At 67.4% G+C, this 18,199-nt stretch carries 16 protein-coding genes and 1 tRNA gene; 10 read left to right on the top strand and 7 right to left on the bottom strand.

Features of this window, described 5'->3' with window-relative positions; translation table 11 throughout:
• Window positions 1–114 precede the first annotated feature (114 nt).
• From LQV16_RS06535 to LQV16_RS06525, 3 genes are all read right to left on the bottom strand, one after another.
• Window positions 115–987 carry an acyl-CoA thioesterase II gene (locus LQV16_RS06535; RefSeq protein WP_229993100.1) on the bottom strand — a complete coding sequence of 291 codons (873 nt, stop codon included), beginning with the start codon at window positions 985–987 and terminating at the stop codon, window positions 115–117.
• Complete coding sequence (locus LQV16_RS06530) at window positions 984–1,433, bottom strand: cupin domain-containing protein (protein ID WP_229993099.1); 450 nt, start codon at window positions 1,431–1,433, stop codon at window positions 984–986. Before LQV16_RS06530 ends, LQV16_RS06535 begins: the two co-directional genes overlap by 4 nt.
• A gap of 74 nt (window positions 1,434–1,507) precedes the next feature.
• On the bottom strand, window positions 1,508–2,380 hold the full coding sequence (locus LQV16_RS06525) for a fumarylacetoacetate hydrolase family protein (RefSeq protein ID WP_229993098.1): 873 nt from the start codon (window positions 2,378–2,380) through the stop codon (window positions 1,508–1,510).
• Between the two features lie 260 nt (window positions 2,381–2,640).
• Between LQV16_RS06525 and LQV16_RS06520 the strand changes: the two genes are divergently transcribed.
• Window positions 2,641–3,042, top strand: a complete 402-nt coding sequence (locus LQV16_RS06520) for a RidA family protein (RefSeq protein WP_229993097.1) — start codon at window positions 2,641–2,643, stop codon at window positions 3,040–3,042.
• A gap of 5 nt (window positions 3,043–3,047) precedes the next feature.
• Here LQV16_RS06520 and LQV16_RS06515 read toward each other — a convergent pair whose 3' ends face one another.
• Window positions 3,048–3,968 (bottom strand): PaaX family transcriptional regulator C-terminal domain-containing protein, encoded by a 921-nt coding sequence (locus LQV16_RS06515; protein WP_229993096.1) that lies wholly within the window; start codon window positions 3,966–3,968, stop codon window positions 3,048–3,050.
• Window positions 3,969–4,293: 325 nt separating this feature from the next.
• On the opposite strand from LQV16_RS06515, the gene LQV16_RS06510 reads away from it, so the two are divergent.
• From LQV16_RS06510 to LQV16_RS06500, 3 genes are all read left to right on the top strand, one after another.
• A tRNA-Gly gene (locus LQV16_RS06510) sits at window positions 4,294–4,367 on the top strand.
• Window positions 4,368–4,467: 100 nt separating this feature from the next.
• Window positions 4,468–4,617 carry a hypothetical protein gene (locus LQV16_RS06505; protein ID WP_229993095.1) on the top strand — a complete coding sequence of 50 codons (150 nt, stop codon included), beginning with the start codon at window positions 4,468–4,470 and terminating at the stop codon, window positions 4,615–4,617.
• The gene (locus LQV16_RS06500; protein ID WP_229993094.1) at window positions 4,614–5,774 is read left to right on the top strand and encodes a N(5)-(carboxyethyl)ornithine synthase; all 1,161 of its coding nucleotides are present in this window, start codon (window positions 4,614–4,616) and stop codon (window positions 5,772–5,774) included. Before LQV16_RS06505 ends, LQV16_RS06500 begins: the two co-directional genes overlap by 4 nt.
• A gap of 113 nt (window positions 5,775–5,887) precedes the next feature.
• On the opposite strand, the gene LQV16_RS06495 is transcribed toward LQV16_RS06500, so the two are convergent.
• Window positions 5,888–7,261, bottom strand: coding sequence for an MFS transporter (locus LQV16_RS06495; protein WP_229993093.1), 1,374 nt, complete (start codon window positions 7,259–7,261; stop codon window positions 5,888–5,890).
• Window positions 7,262–7,402: 141 nt separating this feature from the next.
• Here LQV16_RS06495 and LQV16_RS06490 point away from each other — a divergent pair, with 141 nt between their 5' ends.
• Both LQV16_RS06490 and LQV16_RS06485 read left to right on the top strand, forming a co-directional pair.
• A complete protein-coding gene (locus tag LQV16_RS06490; RefSeq protein WP_229993092.1) occupies window positions 7,403–8,257 on the top strand; it encodes a LysR substrate-binding domain-containing protein in 855 nt (284 codons plus the stop codon).
• A 279-nt stretch (window positions 8,258–8,536) separates the two neighbouring features.
• Entirely contained in the window at window positions 8,537–8,878 is a 342-nt protein-coding gene (locus LQV16_RS06485; protein ID WP_229993091.1) for a hypothetical protein, read from the top strand.
• Window positions 8,879–9,083: 205 nt separating this feature from the next.
• Here the strand turns inward: LQV16_RS06485 and LQV16_RS06480 are convergent, their stop codons facing one another.
• Window positions 9,084–12,638 carry a bifunctional proline dehydrogenase/L-glutamate gamma-semialdehyde dehydrogenase gene (locus LQV16_RS06480; protein ID WP_229993090.1) on the bottom strand — a complete coding sequence of 1,185 codons (3,555 nt, stop codon included), beginning with the start codon at window positions 12,636–12,638 and terminating at the stop codon, window positions 9,084–9,086.
• A 250-nt stretch (window positions 12,639–12,888) separates the two neighbouring features.
• A complete protein-coding gene (locus LQV16_RS06475; protein WP_229993089.1) occupies window positions 12,889–14,352 on the bottom strand; it encodes an amino acid permease in 1,464 nt (487 codons plus the stop codon).
• 142 nt (window positions 14,353–14,494) lie between these two features.
• Between LQV16_RS06475 and LQV16_RS06470 the strand changes: the two genes are divergently transcribed.
• From LQV16_RS06470 to LQV16_RS06455, 4 genes are all read left to right on the top strand, one after another.
• Complete coding sequence (locus LQV16_RS06470) at window positions 14,495–15,445, top strand: LysR family transcriptional regulator (RefSeq protein WP_229993088.1); 951 nt, start codon at window positions 14,495–14,497, stop codon at window positions 15,443–15,445.
• A gap of 89 nt (window positions 15,446–15,534) precedes the next feature.
• Window positions 15,535–15,963, top strand: a complete 429-nt coding sequence (panD, locus tag LQV16_RS06465; protein WP_229993087.1) for an aspartate 1-decarboxylase — start codon at window positions 15,535–15,537, stop codon at window positions 15,961–15,963.
• A gap of 160 nt (window positions 15,964–16,123) precedes the next feature.
• Window positions 16,124–17,050, top strand: a complete 927-nt coding sequence (locus tag LQV16_RS06460; protein ID WP_229993086.1) for an AEC family transporter — start codon at window positions 16,124–16,126, stop codon at window positions 17,048–17,050.
• 56 nt (window positions 17,051–17,106) lie between these two features.
• On the top strand, window positions 17,107–18,199 hold a 1,093-nt coding region (locus LQV16_RS06455), incomplete at its 3' end, for an FAD-dependent oxidoreductase (RefSeq protein ID WP_229993085.1).

Below are 18,199 nucleotides of genomic sequence, written 5' to 3'. Positions count from 1 at the left end.
TCGTCATTGATAAGAGGTCACTGATAAGAGGTCACAGCTAAGAGGTCACAGCTAAGAGGTGGAACGGCTCATCGATTGCTCCGTAACGGCCGTCATGGCGGCCCAAAAGGGCAGTTACGGAGCAGTCGACATCCGGATCATGCCTTCCTGGACCACGGTGGCCAGGAGCCGGCCCTGCCGGTCGTAGAAGTGGCCCTGCGCCAGGCCGCGGCTGGCCTGGGCGGAGACTGCTTCCTGGACGTACAGCAGCCAGTCGTCCACCCGGCCTTCGCGGTGGAACCACATGGCGTGGTCCAGGCTGGCCGTGACCAGGCCCGGATCGCCCCATGCGTAGCCGTGCACCCGGAGCACCGGTTCCAGGATGGTGTAGTCGCAGACGTAGGCCAGCGCCGCGCGCTGCAGATCCGGGTCATCCGGGAGCCGGTCGAAGGCCTTGACCCAGACTGCCTGGTGCGGCACCTGCTCCCCCTCAACGCTGAGGTAGACGGCGCCCGGCACATGCCGCATGTCGAAACTGCGGCCGCCGGACCAGTAGGCCGCGGCGTCGCCTTCGACGCCGTCAAGCACGTCGGCGGAGGACGGCAGCGACTCCGGATCCGGGATCCCGGCCGGCATGGCACGGGCGAATTCCTCGCCGGATTCCTCCGCGTGGAAGGAGGCCATGGCCACGTAGACGGTCTTGCCGCCCTGGTAGGCGCGGACCTGCCGGGTGGAGTAGCCCCGCCCGTCGCGGAGCCGCTCCACCTCGTAGCGGACTTCGGCGCCGATGTCCGCCGGCCGCATGAAGTAGCTGTGCATCGAGTGCAGCGAGCGGTCATCCCCCACCGAGCGCATCGCTGCAGCCGCGGCCTGGGCCACCATGTCTCCGCCGTAGGCCTTGGGCCACGGCACGTACTGCGTCGTGGCGGTGTAGGCCTCGTCGAGGAACTCCGGTTCGATCGGCGTCAGCTCGAGGGCGGACAGCAGGATCTCCGACGTCGGAGTCATGCCCGGCGGTACCCGGCGAGCACGGAGTCGTCGACGTCCTCGAGGTTCACCACAATGTTTTCCGGGGTGCGGGCCGTGAGCCAGACGAGTTCCTCGGTGATGCTCATGTTGGCTTCCACGTGCGGCATGTACGGCGGGACGAAAACCCAGTCGCCCTCGGTCATGTCGATGAACTCCTTGTAGTCCTCGCCGAAGTAGATCCGGCCGTGGCCGCGCAGCACGTAGCCGCCGGTCTCGGCTTCGCCGTGGTGGTGCGGGAAGGAGCGGTAGCCGGGTTCGTTGCTGACCTGGCCGTACCAAATCTTTGTAGCAGGGGTGTGCTGCTGGCTGACACCGGAGATCCGGACGGCCCCGCCGGACTGGCCGGTGTCGCGGTGCTCAGCACCCCTGCGGGTCACGACGGGGACAACCTGCGCTGTCAGCTGATCTGCGATCTGTTCGGTCATGGTGATTCCTCTCTGTCGGCGGCAGCCTGGGTTGCCGCCACTGGGTAGTGTGGGGTGCGTGTGAGCCGGTGGCGTCAGAGACGGACCGTGTTGGTGAGCGTGCCGATGCCCTCGACCTCGGTGGTGACGACGTCGCCGTCGTGCAGGAAGCGGGGCGGGACGGCGCCCATGCCGACACCGCCGGGGGTGCCGGTCAAGATGACGTCGCCGGGGCTCAGCCGGGTGAAGGTGGAGATATAGGACAGCAGGGCGGCCGCGGTGAAGACGAGTGTCCTGGTGTTGCCGTTCTGGACCTCTTCGCCGTTAACCAGGCAACGGACCCGGACGCCGGCCTCGGGGTCGCACTCGTCCGGGGTCACAAGTACGGGACCCAGCGGGGTGGTGCGGTCAAAGGCCTTGCCCTGGAACCACTGCAGGGTGCGGCTCTGCCAGTCCCGCATGGAGATATCGTTCGCCACGGTGTAGCCGGCGATCGCGGCCGAGGCTTCCTCCGGCGAGGCATTCTTGAGCGGGGCGCCGACGACGACTGCCAGCTCCGCCTCCCAGTCCAGCCGGGCGCCGTGCCCGGCGGCGTCAATGACCTCGCCGTCGCCGATCAGGGTGTCCGCGTACTTGGCGAACAGGGTGGGGTATTCCGGCAGCTCCCGGCCCATTTCCGCGATGTGGTCCGCGTAGTTCAGGCCACAGCAGATGACCTTGGCCGGGCGCGGCAGCACGGTGGCGAACCGGGCGGCGCTTACGGGGATGGACTCACCCGGGAGGCCGCCAGCGGTTTCCGCGGCGGCAACGGCTGCAGCTGCCTGCTCCCGCCAGCCGGCGCTTCCCAGCAGTTCGCTGAGGTCCTGTGCGGCCAGCAGCACAAACCGGTCCCCGGACTGCACGGCGGCGCGGGTGGCAGGGCCGCCCCTGGCGTCGCGGGCTGCCGTAATAACGGTCGCAAGGCGCATGTTTCTTCACTTCCGGTTCGACGGCGGAACCGGCCCCTTTGCCGATTCCGGTGACGTGTCCACTGCGCCATCCCCAACGAGGGTATGTCGACATTTTTACGGTCGTCACATATGCTCAAGTTAACACGGATTCACCGGTTTGGGTAGACCCGTTCCGGTTCCGGATCCGGTCAACGGCCGGCGCCGACCGGCCCGTAGTTACCCTCGCATTTACCAAAAGCACCGCCGACTCAATACCGCCGACTCAACGAGGAGCCACCATGAACCACAAGGTCATCAACCCCGCAGCCCTGGCCAAGCCCTCCGGCTTCGCCCACGGCATCCTGGCCGGCAACACCGTGTTCCTGGGCGGCCAGACGGCCATGGACAGCAACGGCACCATTGTTCCCGGCGGCATCGTGGAGCAGTTCCGTCAGTGCTTCTCCAATGTCCTCACCACGCTGGCTGAGGCCGGGGGCATGCCCTCGGACCTGGTCAACGTCACCATCTACCTGACCGACGTCGAGGACTACCAGAAGAACGGCCGCGAAATCGGGCGGATCTGGCGCGAGATGGCGGGCACCGACTATCCCGCGATGGCCGGCGTCGGCGTCACCCGGCTCTGGCAGGCCGAGGCGCTGATCGAAATCCAGGCCATCGCCGTCGTGTCAGGCCAGGGCTAGGACTACTACGCGGTAGCGGAACTTCCCGTGGCCCCCAGCAGCCGTTCGGCATGCTGGCGGGCCGGGCCGTTCAGGAGACGGTGCAGTTCCGCGAAGATCCGCTCCGCGGTCAGCCCGTGCCAGCCCGGCGGCAGGAACTCCTCGGGCAGGCCCGGATCCAGATAGGGCAGCCGGCGCCACTGGGTGAGGAGCTGGACGTAGTCCGCGAAGGCCGCCCGGTCGGCGTCGGGCCCGGACGCCGGCGCGCCCGCCGATTCCCAGCGTTCCAGCACCGGAGCGAAGCGTTCGATGAACTCCGCGTAAAGCGATTCAAGTGCCGGAAGGTCCCACCATCGGGAGACTTTGTCCTTGACGTCCTCGGCGGTCAGGTGCTCCGCCTTGAAGAACTCCACGTATTCCATCAGCCCTGTCCGCTCGAGCTGGTGCCTGATGTCCTCATAGGTGTTGCCCGGGGCAATCCAGAGCCCGGGCGTCACGGAACCGAAGCCCATCCGGGTCAGCATGCTGCGCAGCTGGTGGCGAAGGTGGCGCTGCGATTCCGGGACGGAGAAGGCGATGAGGAGCCAGCGGTCGGCCGCCGTCGCCCGCCGGGGCGAAAAAATGCGGCGGTCGCCCTCCTGGAAGACATCCTCCAGGTTGGGGGCCAGCCGGTAGGCGGCCACGCCGCCCTGTTTGACACTCTCCAGCACACCGCGGCGCTTGAGCCGGGACACGGAAGAGCGCACCCCGGACGACTCGACGCCAAGGTCGTCCAGCATGGAAATCAGCACCGAGACGGGCAGGGCGCCGCCGTTTGAGCGCCCATACAGGCCGTAAATCGTGACGATTAGCTGCTGGTGCCGCGGGGTCAGCCGGGGAACGGCGCTTCCGCCGGCAGGCTCGGCGTCCGGGTCGGCGTCCAGCGGCGGCGCTGGGTCTTCTACCACCGTCGGCCTTCCCTCGGGAGAACAGTCATGGATCTAGGCTATAGAGGTCTGCGCGCCCCGACGGCCATGACGCTCCGCGAACCGGTGCCGTGCCGCGTCCGGCGAAGCCGCTGCCCGCTTGGTCGGGGGCTGGGGACCGGCCGGCCCCGCCCGTTTGACGGAGATGGCCGCTCTGCGGAGCGGTTAGCGACCATCTCCGGCAAACGGAGGAGTGCGCTGCCCACGATTTCGACCGCGTGACCTGTTCGGAGAACGCCCGCGGCTGGGGTAAGGTAAATCTCGTTGTTTCACTGGGGCAAAGTCCAGCACGCTGGCTGGCCCCACTGCGGCTGTAGCTCAATGGTAGAGCGCTAGCTTCCCAAGCTTGATACGCGGGTTCGATTCCCGTCAGCCGCTCCAATCCACTCCCGCGCTTTGCGCCGCTCCCAGGGCTCCTATTAGGTAGCTACCTGTATCGTCAGAAGTCAGGAACCTCTTCGGTTCCGCTACAGGAGCAATCATGGCTGACAAGTCCCCCCGTCAAGCAGCATCCAAGAAATCCGGCAAATCCATCAAGGAAAAGCGCGCTGACAAGAGGGCCGCTTCTGCGCCGGCCAGCTCCCTGGACAAGGTGACCGCCACAAAGACGGCGAGCCCCAAAAAGAAGTGACCGGTTCCTCGAACCACCTCACCCTCGGCATCCTCGCCAGCACGCGCAAACCGGATGAGCGACGCCTCCCCATCCACCCCCTGCACCTGGACCGCATCGCGCCGGAAATCCGGGAACAGCTGATCCTCGAGGAAGGCTACGGCGAGCGCTTCGGCCTTTCCGACGCCGAGCTCGCGCCCCTCGTGGGGCGCATCGCGCCGCGACAGCAGCTGCTGGCGGACGCCGACGTCGTCCTGCTGCCCAAGCCGCAGCCCGAGGACCTGGCCGAACTCCGGGACGGGCAGGTTCTCTGGGGCTGGCCGCACTGCGTCCAGGACCGGGCCATCACCCAGCTGGCGATCGACAAGAAGCTCACGCTCATCGCCTTCGAGGCCATGAACCACTGGGCCAGCGACGGCGGCTTCGGCCTGCATGTCTTCCACAAGAACAACGAACTCGCCGGCTACTGCTCCGTGCTGCACGCCCTGGCACTGACCGGTTCCACCGGAGACTACGGCCGCCGGCTGAGCGCCGTCGTGATCGGCTTCGGGGCCACCGCCCGCGGCGCCGTCACGGCGCTGAATGCCCACGGCGTGCACGATGTTCAGGTGCTGACCAACCGCGGGGTCGCCGCGGTTGGCTCGCCCATACACTCGGTCCGGATCGCGCAGTTCGACCACGACGACAAGGCACCCTTCCTGAGCGAGGTCATTACCGAGCGCGGGCGCGTGCCGTTGGCGCCGTTCCTCGCCGGCAGCGACATCGTGGTCAACTGCACGCTGCAGGACCCCAACGCGCCGCTGACCTACCTGCGCACCGAGGACCTGGCCGCCTTCAGGCCCGGCAGCCTGATCGTGGACGTGTCCTGCGACGAGGGCATGGGCTTCAGCTGGGCGAAAACCACCACCTTCGCCGAGCCGATGTTCCAGGTGGGCCACCACATCGACTACTACGCCGTGGACCACAGCCCGTCCTATCTCTGGAATTCCTCCAGCTGGGAAATCAGCGAGGCGTTGCTGCCGTTCCTCGAGACCGTGGTCGCCGGCCCCGGGGCCTGGGCGGAGAACGAGACCATCCGCCGCGCGATAGAAATCCGCGACGGCGTGGTCCTCAACCCGGACGTGCTGCAGTTCCAGCATCGGGAGCCGGAGTTCCCCCACCGCCCCCTGGCGCCCTAGTACTGCCGCACCTCTCCCGGTTTTCCGCGACGAAAGGACAGCCGCTGCGTGGATCCACGCAGCGGCTGTCCTTTTTCGGTGCGGAAACCGGCGTGGAAATCGGTGCGGAAAAGCTAGGGCGTGGCGGCTGCCGGCCGCCCGCCCTCGTTCCGGACGATCCGCAGCAGCCGGCGCCGGTCCTTCAGGTCCACCTTGAGCATGAGCTGCCCGCGCCGGGCGAGCACGACGCCGACAGTCGCGGCGGCCAGCATCGGCACGCCCCCGGAAACCAGGACAGCGGTGTGCGGGTTAGCGTGCTCGGCCAGCCAGCCCATCATTGGCCCGCCGATTGCCTGGCCGCCGATCAGCACCATGATGTACAGGCTCATGACCCGCCCGCGGATGGCCAGGTTGGAGCTGACCTGGACCAGCTGGTTGGCGGCGGTCAGGAACATCAGGCACCAGAACCCGGCCAGCACCATGGCCGCGCCGAACCACACCATCGACGGCGCCAGGGAAGCCAGGCACAGCATGAGCCCGTACATCCCGGCGCCCAGGACCACCGAGCGCAGCCGCAATGCTCGCCGCCGGGCCGAGGTGATGGCACCGGCCAGCGCACCGAGCGCCACGAGGGTGTTGAGCAGCCCGTAGCCGCCGGCACCGGCGTCGTACACGTGGTCGGCAAACGCGGCCAGCAGCACCGGCAGGCTCATCGCGAACACGGCGATGAACCCGGCCATCAGCCAGGGCCAGTAGATGGTGGGCTTGCTGAGCGCATAGTCCAGCCCTTCCCTCAGCATGCCCCGGCGCTTGGCGACCGGCGTGCTGACATGCAGCTGGTCCTTGCGCAGGCTCAGGAGCATGGCCACCGTGAAGCAGCAGGCCACCGCGTTGGCGGCAAAGGCCCAGCCCGCACCCACGGCGGTCAGCAGGATCCCGGCGATCGCTGGACCGATCAGGCCGCCGAGCTGGAAGATCGTGGAGTTCACGCTGATCGCGTTTCGCAGGTAGCCGGGGCCCACGAGTTCGTTGACGAACACCTGACGGGCCGGCTGGTCCAGCACTGTCACGAGGCCCAGCACCAGTGCGATCGCGTAGACGTGCCCCACCTCGATCCTCTGGCTGAGCGCCAGGACGGCAAGGGCCGCGGCCAACGCGGCTGCCACCGACTGGCACAGCATGAGGATCTTCCGCTTCGCGAAGCGGTCCGCCATCATGCCGGCCCACGGGCCGAGGAACAGGGACGGCAGGAACTGCAAGGCCACGGTGATGCCGACGGCGGTGACGGAACCGGAGAGCTGGAGCACCAGCCAGTCCTGGGCGATCCGCTGCATCCAGAGCGCAATCACGGCGACGAAGTGCCCGATCGCGAAGATGCGGAAGTTGCGGACCTTCAGCGAAATGAATGTGTGGCGCCAGGGCAGGCGCTCGTTGACGACGGCGAGTGGTTGGGTGATGGTGTCCGGCAGGGAAGCTGCGTTCGCCTCTAGCGGCGGAGGGGGTGCCACGGAAAAGTCCTCAAATGAGCGGGTGAGCGGGATGGACTTAACGCTAGGCTGGCCCCAAGAGATTATGGAAGCCTATTCCAGGCATAACTCGCATTACAAAACGCAATGCGGTGTTTGCTGAACCCGATCCGGGAGACCCCGATGTTCGAACCCGCCCAGCTCCGCTCGTTCCTGGCCGTGGCCGAAACCTTGAGTTTTACCAAGGCCGCGGAACGCCTTGGCCTGGCCCAACCCACCGTCAGCCAGCACGTCCGCAAGCTGGAGGCCGCCGCCAAGCGGGTGCTGATTGCCCGGGACACCCGGGATGTGCGTTTGACCGACAACGGCGATGCCATGGCCGGGTTCGCCCGAAGCATCCTCTCCGCGCACGACTCCGCCGCCCGCTATTTCTCCGGATCCGCCATGCGCGGGCGCCTGCGCTTCGGCACGGCCGACGATCTCGCCATCACCGGGCTGCCCCGCATCCTCCGGGAGTTCCGGCAGATCTACCCGCAGATCAACCTCGAGCTGACGGTGGGCCAGAGCGACCAGCTCTACAAGCGCCTCAACGCCGGTCAGCTGGACCTCGTCTTCGTGAAATGGGTGGCGGGGGCCAAAGACGGGACCGTGGTCCAGCAGGACGCCTTCGCCTGGGTCGGCCTGGAGCAGACCGCGCTGGATCCGGCCGATCCTGTTCCGCTGATCGCCTATCCCTCCCCCAGCCTGAGCCGGAAGCTGGCGATCGACGCCCTTGAGGCCACGGGCCGCACCTGGCGGATCACCTGCACCACGCGGCAGATCAGCGGCGTGCTGGCCGCCGTCCGGGCCGGCATTGGGGTGGCGGTCATGCCTTCCTCCCTGGTGCCGGAGGACTTGAAAATCATCACCCGCCGCTTCGATCTGCCGCCCGTGGGCGACGTCGATTTCACGCTCATCCGCAACCCGCTGGCCAATACCGAGGTGATCGATGCCCTCACGCAGGCGATCGTTGGCCGGACCCTGAAGCGCCCGGCCTGAAGCGCCCGGCCTGCTGCCCTGGCGGGCCGCGTCCCGGCGCGGATCCTTCCACGGTACTTACGGGACGGACTACCCGGACGGGAGCAGTACTTACTTGACCATTGAACGGTGCAGGTACTTCATCTATCCTGTCACTACTTACGATCAACCGTTCGAGGTCAAGAAGTGGCCCGCGACAACGATTCGAAAAACGAACGCTGTCCGTCGCTGATGCCGTGTGGCTGGCGCCGGAGCGTTCGGGATAGGCCGCCAATGATGCCAGCCATTAACCACCCCCGATTGTCCACTCCCCACGCGCCCAAGGCCGCCCGTCCGGGAACCGCGCCGGCGCACCCCGCAGCGGCCATGCACCACCCGGGCACAGCATTGCACTCCAGCCTGGGCCACCGGGACATTCACCCGGCCACCCTGGCGGATTCCGACTATGTTGCCAGTCCGTTCTGCGAACACTGCGGCACGGACGAGTTCATTTACCTGGAGACCTTCGTCCCGGCCACGCACCGAAGGGACGGCTCCGTCAGCAAGCTCGGCGAAGTCACCTACTTCTGCTCGGGCTGCGATGACTTTTCCGCCCACGCGGTCCCGGCTTCGTGGGCGCCGCCGGGCTGGTACTTCGGCTAAGCGGCACGGCGTCTAACGCCCCGGCGCTCGGCGCCGTCACTGCCACTTACACTGCCACCACCGCTGCCGCCGCCACTGACACTGCGGCCGCCACTGACACTGCGCAGCGCGGCCCCCTTTAACGCCGTCGCCGCCGTGCCGCACCTGACGGTGCCTGCACGGCGGCGATGGCGTTTTAGCACGCCCGGGCTAGACGACTAACTGCCTAGATAAGGGCGTCCGAGATGTCGTTGGGCGTCCCGAATCGGTGCGCCGTGATGCTGATGGCCTGCTCGTGCAGGAACGGCAGCAGCTCCACGCGTCCGGCTTCCGTGACGGGGTGGACATACACCGCCAGGTCCGGACGGCCGCCCGTGGCCTCGGACAGTGCCTTGGCGTCCCCGCCGATCAGCCGGATCCGGGCGCCGGAAAGCTTGCCCGCCGCGGCGAGCGTGCCGGCGGAAGCGAGCCATTCGGCGTCGTTCTCAACAGTGGCGGCGATGCCAAGCCCGGACAGGACCGCGCGCAGCTGGGCGGGCAGTTCGACGGCGGTGGAGATCGTCAGGTCGGACCCGGCCAGGACGCCCGCGGCGACGGTCCGGACCAGGCCTGCCAGCGGCTCGCCTTCCGAGAGGCGGACGGTGACGGGCAGGGCACGGTAGCGGAACACGTTGCGCTCCGCGCTCAGGCCCGAGACGTCCTTCGCGGTGCCGAACTCTTCGGCCCAGGCACGGGCGTCGGAGGCGAGCGCGCGCTGCAGCGGTGCGAGTTCGTCGGCTGTCAGGAAGCCCTTGGCCGCGTCCTCGATCCGGCGGACGCCGGAGTGGGCGGGAGCAGTGCCCGGCGTGCCGGCGGCGGTGCTGGGCTTGCTGACCCATTCGCCGAGGCCGACGAGGTAGTTCGGCCCGCCGGCCTTGGTGCCGGCGCCGACGGCGGATTTCTTCCAGCCGCCGAAGGGCTGGCGCTGGACGATCGCGCCGGTGATGCCGCGGTTGACGTAGAGGTTGCCGGCCTGGATGGTGTCCAGCCAGATCCCCAGCTCATCGGTGTTCAGCGAGTGCAGGCCCGCGGTGAGACCGTATTCGATCTGGTTCTGGATCGCGATGGCCTCCTCGAGGGTCTCTGCCGTCATGACGCCCAGGACCGGGCCGAAGAACTCGGTGAGGTGGAAGTAGGATCCGCGGCGGACGCCTGAGCGCACGCCGGGGCTCCAGAGCTTGCCCGTATCATCGAGCTTCCGCGGCTCAACGGCCCAGGTCTCGCCCTCGCCGAGGGTGGTGAGGGCGTTCAGGAGCTTGCCCTTGGCGGGCTCGATGATCGGGCCCATCTGGCTCGCCGGATCCTCCGGGTAGCCGACCTTCAAGGAGGTGACGGCGTCGATCAGCTGGTTGTGGAAACGCTTCGATTTCGCCACGGAGCCGACGAGGATCACCAGCGAGGCGGCGGAGCACTTCTGGCCGGCGTGGCCGAACGCGGAGTACGCGACGTCCTTGGCCGCGAGGTCCAGGTCCGCGCTCGGGGTGACGATGATGGCGTTCTTGCCGCTGGTCTCGGCCAGCAGGGGCAGGTCCTTGCGGAAGGAGCGGAACAGCTCGGCGGTCTCGTAGCCGCCAGTCAGGATGACGCGGTCCACGGCCGGGTGGGAAATCAGCTGCTGGCCCAGTTCCCGCTCGCCCAGCTGGACCATGGTGAGGACGTCGCGGGGAACGCCGGCCTCCCAGAGGGCCTCGATCATGACCGCGCCGCTGCGGCGGGCCTGCTTGGCGGGCTTGATCACGACGGCGGAGCCGGCGGCGAGGGCGGCCAGGGTGGAGCCGGCCGGGATGGCGACCGGGAAATTCCAGGGCGGCGTCACGACGGTGAGCTTGGCCGGAACGAAGGTGGCGCCGTCGACGTCGTCGAGTTTGCGGGCGGACTCGGCGTAGTAGTGCGCGAAGTCCACTGCCTCGCTGACCTCGGGGTCGCCCTGGTCGATCGTCTTGCCGGTCTCGGATGCCATGACCTCGAGGAGGTCCGCGCGGCGGGCCTCCAGAACGTCGCCGGCGCGGTGCAGGATTTCGGCGCGCTCGGCGCCGGAGAGTGCGCCCCAGGCCTTGCCCTTCTCGACGGCGGTGTCGATGACCGTGTTCAGGGTTGCGGCATCGTTGATCGTGGCGGCCTCGACGGCGGCGTTGCCCAGAGCCGACGTAGCCACGCGGCCCAGGATGGCGCGGCCCCAGTCACGGTTCACGGGCAGCGACGGATCAGTGTCCGCGGTGTTCTCGAAGGAGTCGTGCGGCAGCGGCGCGGCCGGGAGGGCGCGGTTCTGCAGGCGGTTCGGGGCCGGGACCTCGTCGTCGAGCTTGGCGAGCGAGGCGAGGAAGCGCCGCTTCTCACGCTCGAAGAGGGACTCGTTTTCGCTGAGTTCGAAGACGGCGGACATGAAGTTGTCCTGGCTGGCGCCCTCTTCGAGGCGGCGGATCAGGTAGGCGATCGCGACGTCGAACTCGGCGGGATGGACCACGGGCGTGTAGAGCAGGAGGGAGCCGACGTCCTTCTTGACGGCTTCGGCCTGGCCCTGGGCCATGCCGAGCAGCATCTCGAATTCGATGCCGGACTCCACGCCGCGCTGCTTGGCCAGGAGCCAGGCGAAGGCGATGTCGAAGAGGTTGTGGCCGGCGACGCCGATCCGGATGTTGCGGATCCGGTCCGGGTGCAGCGAGTAGTTGATGACCCGCTTGTAGCTGGTGTCCGAGTCCTGCTTGGTGTTCCAGGTGGCGAGCGGCCAGTCATGCAGGGAGGCTTCGACCTGCTCCATCGGCAGGTTGGCGCCCTTGACGACGCGGACCTTGATGGCGGCGCCGCCGTCGGCGCGGCGGGCGGCGGCCCAGTCCTGCAGGCGGATCATGGCGGACAGGGCATCCGGGAGGTAGGCCTGGAGCACGATGCCGGCCTCAAGGTTCTTGAACTCGGGCTTGTCCAGGATCCGGGTGAAGACCGCGATGGTCATGTCCAGGTCCTTGTATTCCTCCATGTCCAGGTTGATGAACTTCGCCTTCTGCCCGGCGGCGGCGTAGGAGGCGGCGCGGGTGAAGAGCGGGGTGAGCTTCTCCACGACGTGCTCCACGGCCTCGTCGAAGGCCCACGCGGAATGCGGCGCCACTGTGGAGGAGACCTTGATCGAGACGTAGTCGACGTCGGGCCGGGACAGCAGGGTGTGCGTGCCCTCGAGCCGGCGGGAGGCCTCGTGCTCGCCGAGGACTGCCTCGCCGAGGAGGTTGACGTTGAGCTTGATGCCGTCCTTGCGGATCTTGGCGATGGCCGGGCCCAGCTTGGCGTCGGTGGCGTCGACAATGAGGTGGCCGACCATTTCACGCAGCACGCGGCGGGCGACCGGGATGACCACCTGGGGCAGGACCGGGGCCATCGTGCCGCCGAGGCGGACCGCGCTGCGCATGTACCAGGGCAGGAACGCCGGGACCTTGGGGGCCAGGGCGGCGAGGTTGCGGGCGGCGACCTGCAGGTCCTCCGGGCGGACGACGCCGTCGACGAAGCCGACCGTGAAGTCCAGGCCGTTGGGGTCCTTCAGGACCCCGGCGAGCTGCTCGGCCGAGGCGTCGACGGGCACCTTTGCGGCTTCGGTGAGCCAGTGGCGCACCAGCGCGATGGTGTCCTCGGCGAGGGCTGCGGCCTCAAGGACCGAAGAGCCTTCCGAAACGGCGGCGTGCGTGGCTTCGTTGCCTGCGGCGCTGCCTGCTGCGTTTCCGGTGATTGCGCCGGGCTCCGTGGAGATGTTGGTCATGGCTGGAACTCGTTCTTTCTCAAAATGTGGACCTCTTATGAATCAGTATGCGACCGGATTTTCATAAGATAAAGCGAAGTTTTCTGAGCAATACCGGTTAGAAAAACCGAAGCTTTGTTTTCCCGCCCGAACGTTCGGAAACCACCCCGAAACCTTAAAAACCCGTTGCGCTATCACTTCAGGGCCTTAAGACGTGTGAAGCACCGGGAATGGGAGCCATAAGTGATAGCGCAACGGGGAGGTGGGGTGGTTACGGCAGGGGGCGGTGCATCTCCACGATCTCCTCGTGCCGCGGGCTGTCCGGGTTCATTAGCGAGTTCTTGCGGCCGTAGCTGAAGTAGATGATCAGGCCGATCACGAGCCAGACGCCGAACCGCAGCCAGGTCTCCCAGTGCAGCTGGAACATCAGGAACAGCGAGGCAAACACACCGAACGCCGGAACCAGCGGCATCAGCGGCAGGCGGAAGGTCCGCGGGGCGTCGGGTTTCTTGTAGCGGAACACGATCACCGACACGCAGACGACGACGAACGCGGCCAGGATGCCGATATTGGTCAGGTCTGCCACGGCCTTGATCGGGAGGATGCCTGCCAGGACTGCGGCCCCGAGACCGGCAATCCAGGTCACGCGCTGCGGTGTGCCGTGCTGGTCCGTCTTTGAGAACCAGCCGGGCAGCAGGCCGTCGCGGCTCATCGAGAACCAGACGCGGGTGACGCCGAGGAGGAAGGTCAGCATCACCGTGAGGATGGACAGGACGGCGAAGACGGAGATGATCGTCGCGATCACCGGCAGCCCGACGCTGTTGAACGCGGAGGCGAAGCCGGCCTTGGGGTCGATCTCCGTGAAGTTCTGCATGCCGGTGAGCACCAGGGTGGCTGCGACATAGAGCAGCATGGCGATGATCAGCGAGAGGATGATCGCCTTCGGCATGTGCTTCTTGCCGTCGGTGGCCTCCTCCGCGGCGGTACTCATGGCGTCGTAGCCGAACACCGCGAAGAACACCGTGGCGGAACCGGCGACCACGGGACCGAAGCCGCTGGGGAAGAACGGGTTGTAGTTGTTGGTGTTTACGTAGAAGACGCCCAGGCCGATGATGAACAGGATCAGCAACACCTTGATGCCGACGGCGATCAGTTCGAAGCGTCCAAAGGTCTTGGTGCCGCGGGAGAGGATCCAAGTCACCAGCAGGCAGACGAGGATCGCGGGAAGGTTGATGATGCCGCCCGTGCCCTCATCCGGCGTCGAGGTCATCCAGGCGGGCATATGGATACCGATGCCGGAGAGGAACGCGTCGAAGTAGCCCGAGATGCCGATGGCCACCACGGCCACGATGGCGATGTACTCCAGCAGCAGGTCCCAGCCGATAAACCAGCCGATTATCTCGCCGAGGGCAACGTAGCCGTACGTGTAGGCCGAGCCTGCCCGCGGGATCATGCCGGCGAACTCGGCGTAGGACAGCGCCGCGGCGGCGGATGCCAGGCCGGCAATCAGGAATGAGATGAGCACGGCCGGGCCGACTCCGGGCTCGGTCTCGCTGCCGTGGGCCACCAAGCCCGCCAAAGAGAAGATGCCGACACCGATAATGCCGCCGACGCCGATGGCCGTTAACTGCCAGAGCCCCAGGCTCTTGTGCAATCCGCTGTGCTTGTTTTCTTCTTCAATGTCGTCGATGGGCTTGCGCCGCATGATCGACTGTGCCGAATCCTGTGTAGCCATCAGGGCCTCCTGCTTAGGTGTGATGCCCATCAATCCACCCTGTGATGGGCGTTACCGAGTGACAACAGTATGCAAGGCTGATTGCATTAGATAAAGTGAATTCTCTTAACGAATAACCATCAGAATTCACAAAGGAATAGCGATGCTTGACGTCCGGCGTTTGCGACTGTTGCGCGAACTGAAGATCCGGGGCACGTTGGCCGAAGTGGCCGAAGCGCTCCAGTACAGCCCGTCGTCAGTCTCGCAGCAGCTGGCCCTCCTTGAGAAGGAGGCCGGAGTGGAGCTCCTGCGCAAGACCGGGCGCCGGGTGCAGCTGACGCCCCAGGCCGAAGTCCTGGTGGCCCACACCTCCCAGCTCCTGGAGACCCTGGAGCAGGCGGAGGCGGACCTGGCCGCGTCGCTGACCACGGTCACAGGTACCGTGCGGATTGCGGTCTTCCAGTCCGCCGCGCTGGCACTCATGCCGGACACCCTGACCAGGATGTCCTCCAGCTACCCGGAAGTCCGGGTGGAAATGACCCAGCGGGAACCGGAGACCGCCCTTCACGAGACATGGGCCCGCGACTTCGACCTTGTGATCGCGGAGCAGTACCCGGGCCATGCCGCCCCGCACTACGCCGAACTGGACCGCGTGGCCCTGACCCGCGACGCCATCCGGCTCGCCGTTCCGCCCGCTTCGACCGGGCGTGACGCCATCAGGACGCTGGCCGATACCGCGGGACTGCCCTGGGTGATGGAACCGCGCGGAGCGGCCTCCCGGCACTGGGCCGAGCAAGCCTGCCGGAGCGCCGGCTTCGAGCCCGACGTCCGCTTTGAAACCGCCGACCTGCAGGCCCAGATCCGGCTGATCGAATCGGGAAATGCGGTGGCCCTGATGCCCGATCTCGTGTGGACCGGCCGCGGCACCAGCGCGCAACTCCTGGACCTGCCCGGGAATCCGCACCGTACAGTGTTCACCTCGGTGCGGCGATCGAGTGCCAGGCGGCCCGCCCTGCTGGCAGCACGCGAAATCCTGGCGGTGACGGCGGCATCAATCGTGCCGGCGGCGGCTGCCGGCGCCCTCGATCCGGCCCACGAGGACCGGCCCGCGTGACTGCCAGCATGACTGCCCGCGCGGACAGGCCCGCACGTGTGCGGTGGGCCACAGCGCGTGCGGTGGCCCCGCGTTAGACTGGTGACGTTATGAATCGCACAATATTCAAATCCAAGATCCACCGCGCGACGGTCACGCACGCGGACCTTCACTATGTCGGTTCCGTCACCGTGGACCTGGATCTGCTGGAAGCGGCCGACATTCTTCCCGGGGAGCTCGTGGCGATTGTCGACGTCACGAACGGCGCCCGGCTTGAGACTTACACGATTGCCGGCGAGCGCGGTTCCGGCGTGATCGGCATCAACGGCGCCGCCGCCCACCTGATGCACGAGAACGACATCGTCATCCTCATTACCTACGCCCAGATGACCACGGAAGAGGCGAAGGCGTACAACCCCAAGGTGGTCCACGTTGATCAGGACAACAAGATTGTCCAGATCGGCAACGACCCTGCGGAGGGCATGACGCCGGGCCTCCTGCGCCCGCCGCACTCGCTGAACAACGCCGCGCTCAACTAGCGGCAGCCGCCCCACACCCGCCTCCCGCACGCCGCAGCAGGCGTGCGCAAGGCGCGGCAGCACGCCGTCGTGCGTAATAGGACGGTCTGCGGAATAAAGCTGATTACTCTGGAACGGTGACCCTTACCCGCTGCCCGCCCACTACGCTGCGGAGAACCGCGTGCTAGGGGTATTGGCAGGGTTCTTTGTGGTCTGGGTCATCATCCTGGTGGGCATGTTCGTAGGCCGGCGCAACATCCTGGGCGAGAACGCCCGCTCCGTCCTCAGCGCCCTGACGTTCTTCGTCGCGAGCCCCGCCCTGCTCTTCGAGACCCTCAGCAAGGCGAAACTCCACGACGTCTTTGCCGCGCCGCTGCTCGTGACGGCGGTGGGGGCCGTGACGACGGCGGTCCTGTTCTTCGGCATTGTGCGTTTCGCGCTCAAGCGGCCCGTGCCGGAAGCCCTCATCGCCTCCATGAGCGCGTCCCTGGCCAACTCGGCCAACCTCGGCATTCCCATCGCCGTCTTCGTGCTCGGCGATGCCAGCTATGTGGCACCCCTGCTCATCTTCCAGCTGGCCTTCTTCACGCCCCTGTTCCTCATGGCATTGGATGCCACCACCAGCTCGCACCGCACCACGCCGCTGGGGTTCGTGCTCATGATCCTGCGGAACCCGATGATCGTGGGGTCCGGGCTGGGTCTGGTCGTGGCCGGAACCGGCTGGCAGGTACCGCCGCTGATCATGGAGCCCATCCACCTGATCGGCGGGGCCGCCATCCCGGCCATGCTGATCGCCTTCGGCATGAGCCTGAACGGCTCCAAGCCGCTGCAGGCGGCGGCCGGCCGCCGGCTGGACACGCTGCTGGCGAGCTGCTTCAAGCTCATTGTCCACCCGCTGGTGGCCTACCTGTTTGCCCGCTTTGTCCTCGGCATGCAGGAGCAGGCGCTGTTCGCCGCCGTCGTCACGGCAGCCCTGCCCACTGCCCAAAACGTGTTTGTTGCGGCCAGCCGCTACCGCACCGGCGTCACAGTAGCCAAGGACACCGTGTTGATCACTACGGTGGTAGCTGTCCCGGCCATGATCGGCGTGGCCCTGCTGCTGGCCTGACCCGTCTGGCCTGACCTATCTGGGCGGGCCGGGACCACACCCCGGAGGAGGAACCCTTGAAGACAACTTTGGACACCGTGGTCATCGGCGGCGGAGCGATGGGCTCCGCCGCCGCGTGGGCGCTGGCCCGGCGCGGCCGGGACGTGACCCTGCTGGAGCAGTTCGGGCCCGGCCACCGCAACGGGGCTTCCCACGGCACAACCCGGAACTTCAACCCCGGCTACGCGGATCGCGACTACGTGGCCATGCTGGCCGAGGCGGCACGGCTGTGGCGCGAGCTGGAAACGGACTCCGGCGCGCGGCTGCTGGCGCGCACCGGCGTCGTGAACCACGGCGCCGATCCGCGGCTGCCCGAGGTCCGGAATGCGCTGCTTGCCGCCGGGCTCCGGGCGGAGTTCCTCTCCGCCGAGGAAGCCGCCGAGCGCTGGCGGGGCATCCGGTTCGAGACGCGCGTGCTGCACATGGCGGACGGCGGCCAGCTGAACCCGGACGCCGCGTTGCCGGCGCTGCAGCGCCTCGCCGCCGGCCTCGGGGCCGAGATCCGCCATCATGTGAAGGTCCTGGAGCTGGAAGTGCTCGACGACGGCGTCCGGCTCACCGTGGAGTCCGGCGGCCGCACGGAGGTGCTCTCCGCCAGGCAGGCCGTTGTCACCGCCGGCGGCTGGACCACGAAGCTGCTGGCCGGCGTTTTGCCCCTCCCCCGGCTGACGGTCACCCAGGAACAGCCCGCGCACTTCGCCATCGCAGACGACGGCGCCGTGTGGCCGGGGTTCAACCACATGCCCGGCCGCGGGGATGCGTACGCGTACTGGCGGTCCCCCGTCTATGGCATGTCAACGCCGGGCGAGGGCATCAAGGCCGGATGGCACGGTGTGGGCCCGGTGGTGGACCCGGACCGGCGGACGTTCGCTCCGGAGCCCGAACAGCGGGCAGCCCTGCAGCGCTACGCCCGGGACTGGCTGCCCGGCGTCGACCCCGACTCCCTCACCGACATCAGCTGCACCTACACAACCACAGTGGATGAGAACTTTGTCCTGGACCGGATCGGCCCGGTTGTCATCGGCGCCGGCTTCTCCGGCCACGGGTTCAAGTTCACGCCGGCCGTGGGCAGGATCCTGGCCGACCTCGCCACCGGCGACGGCGGTGCGC

This window comes from Arthrobacter sp. Bi26, assembly GCF_918697925.1.
In the GTDB taxonomy this organism is placed as follows: domain Bacteria; phylum Actinomycetota; class Actinomycetes; order Actinomycetales; family Micrococcaceae; genus Arthrobacter.
This window is presented reverse-complemented; position numbering and strand designations above follow the sequence as displayed.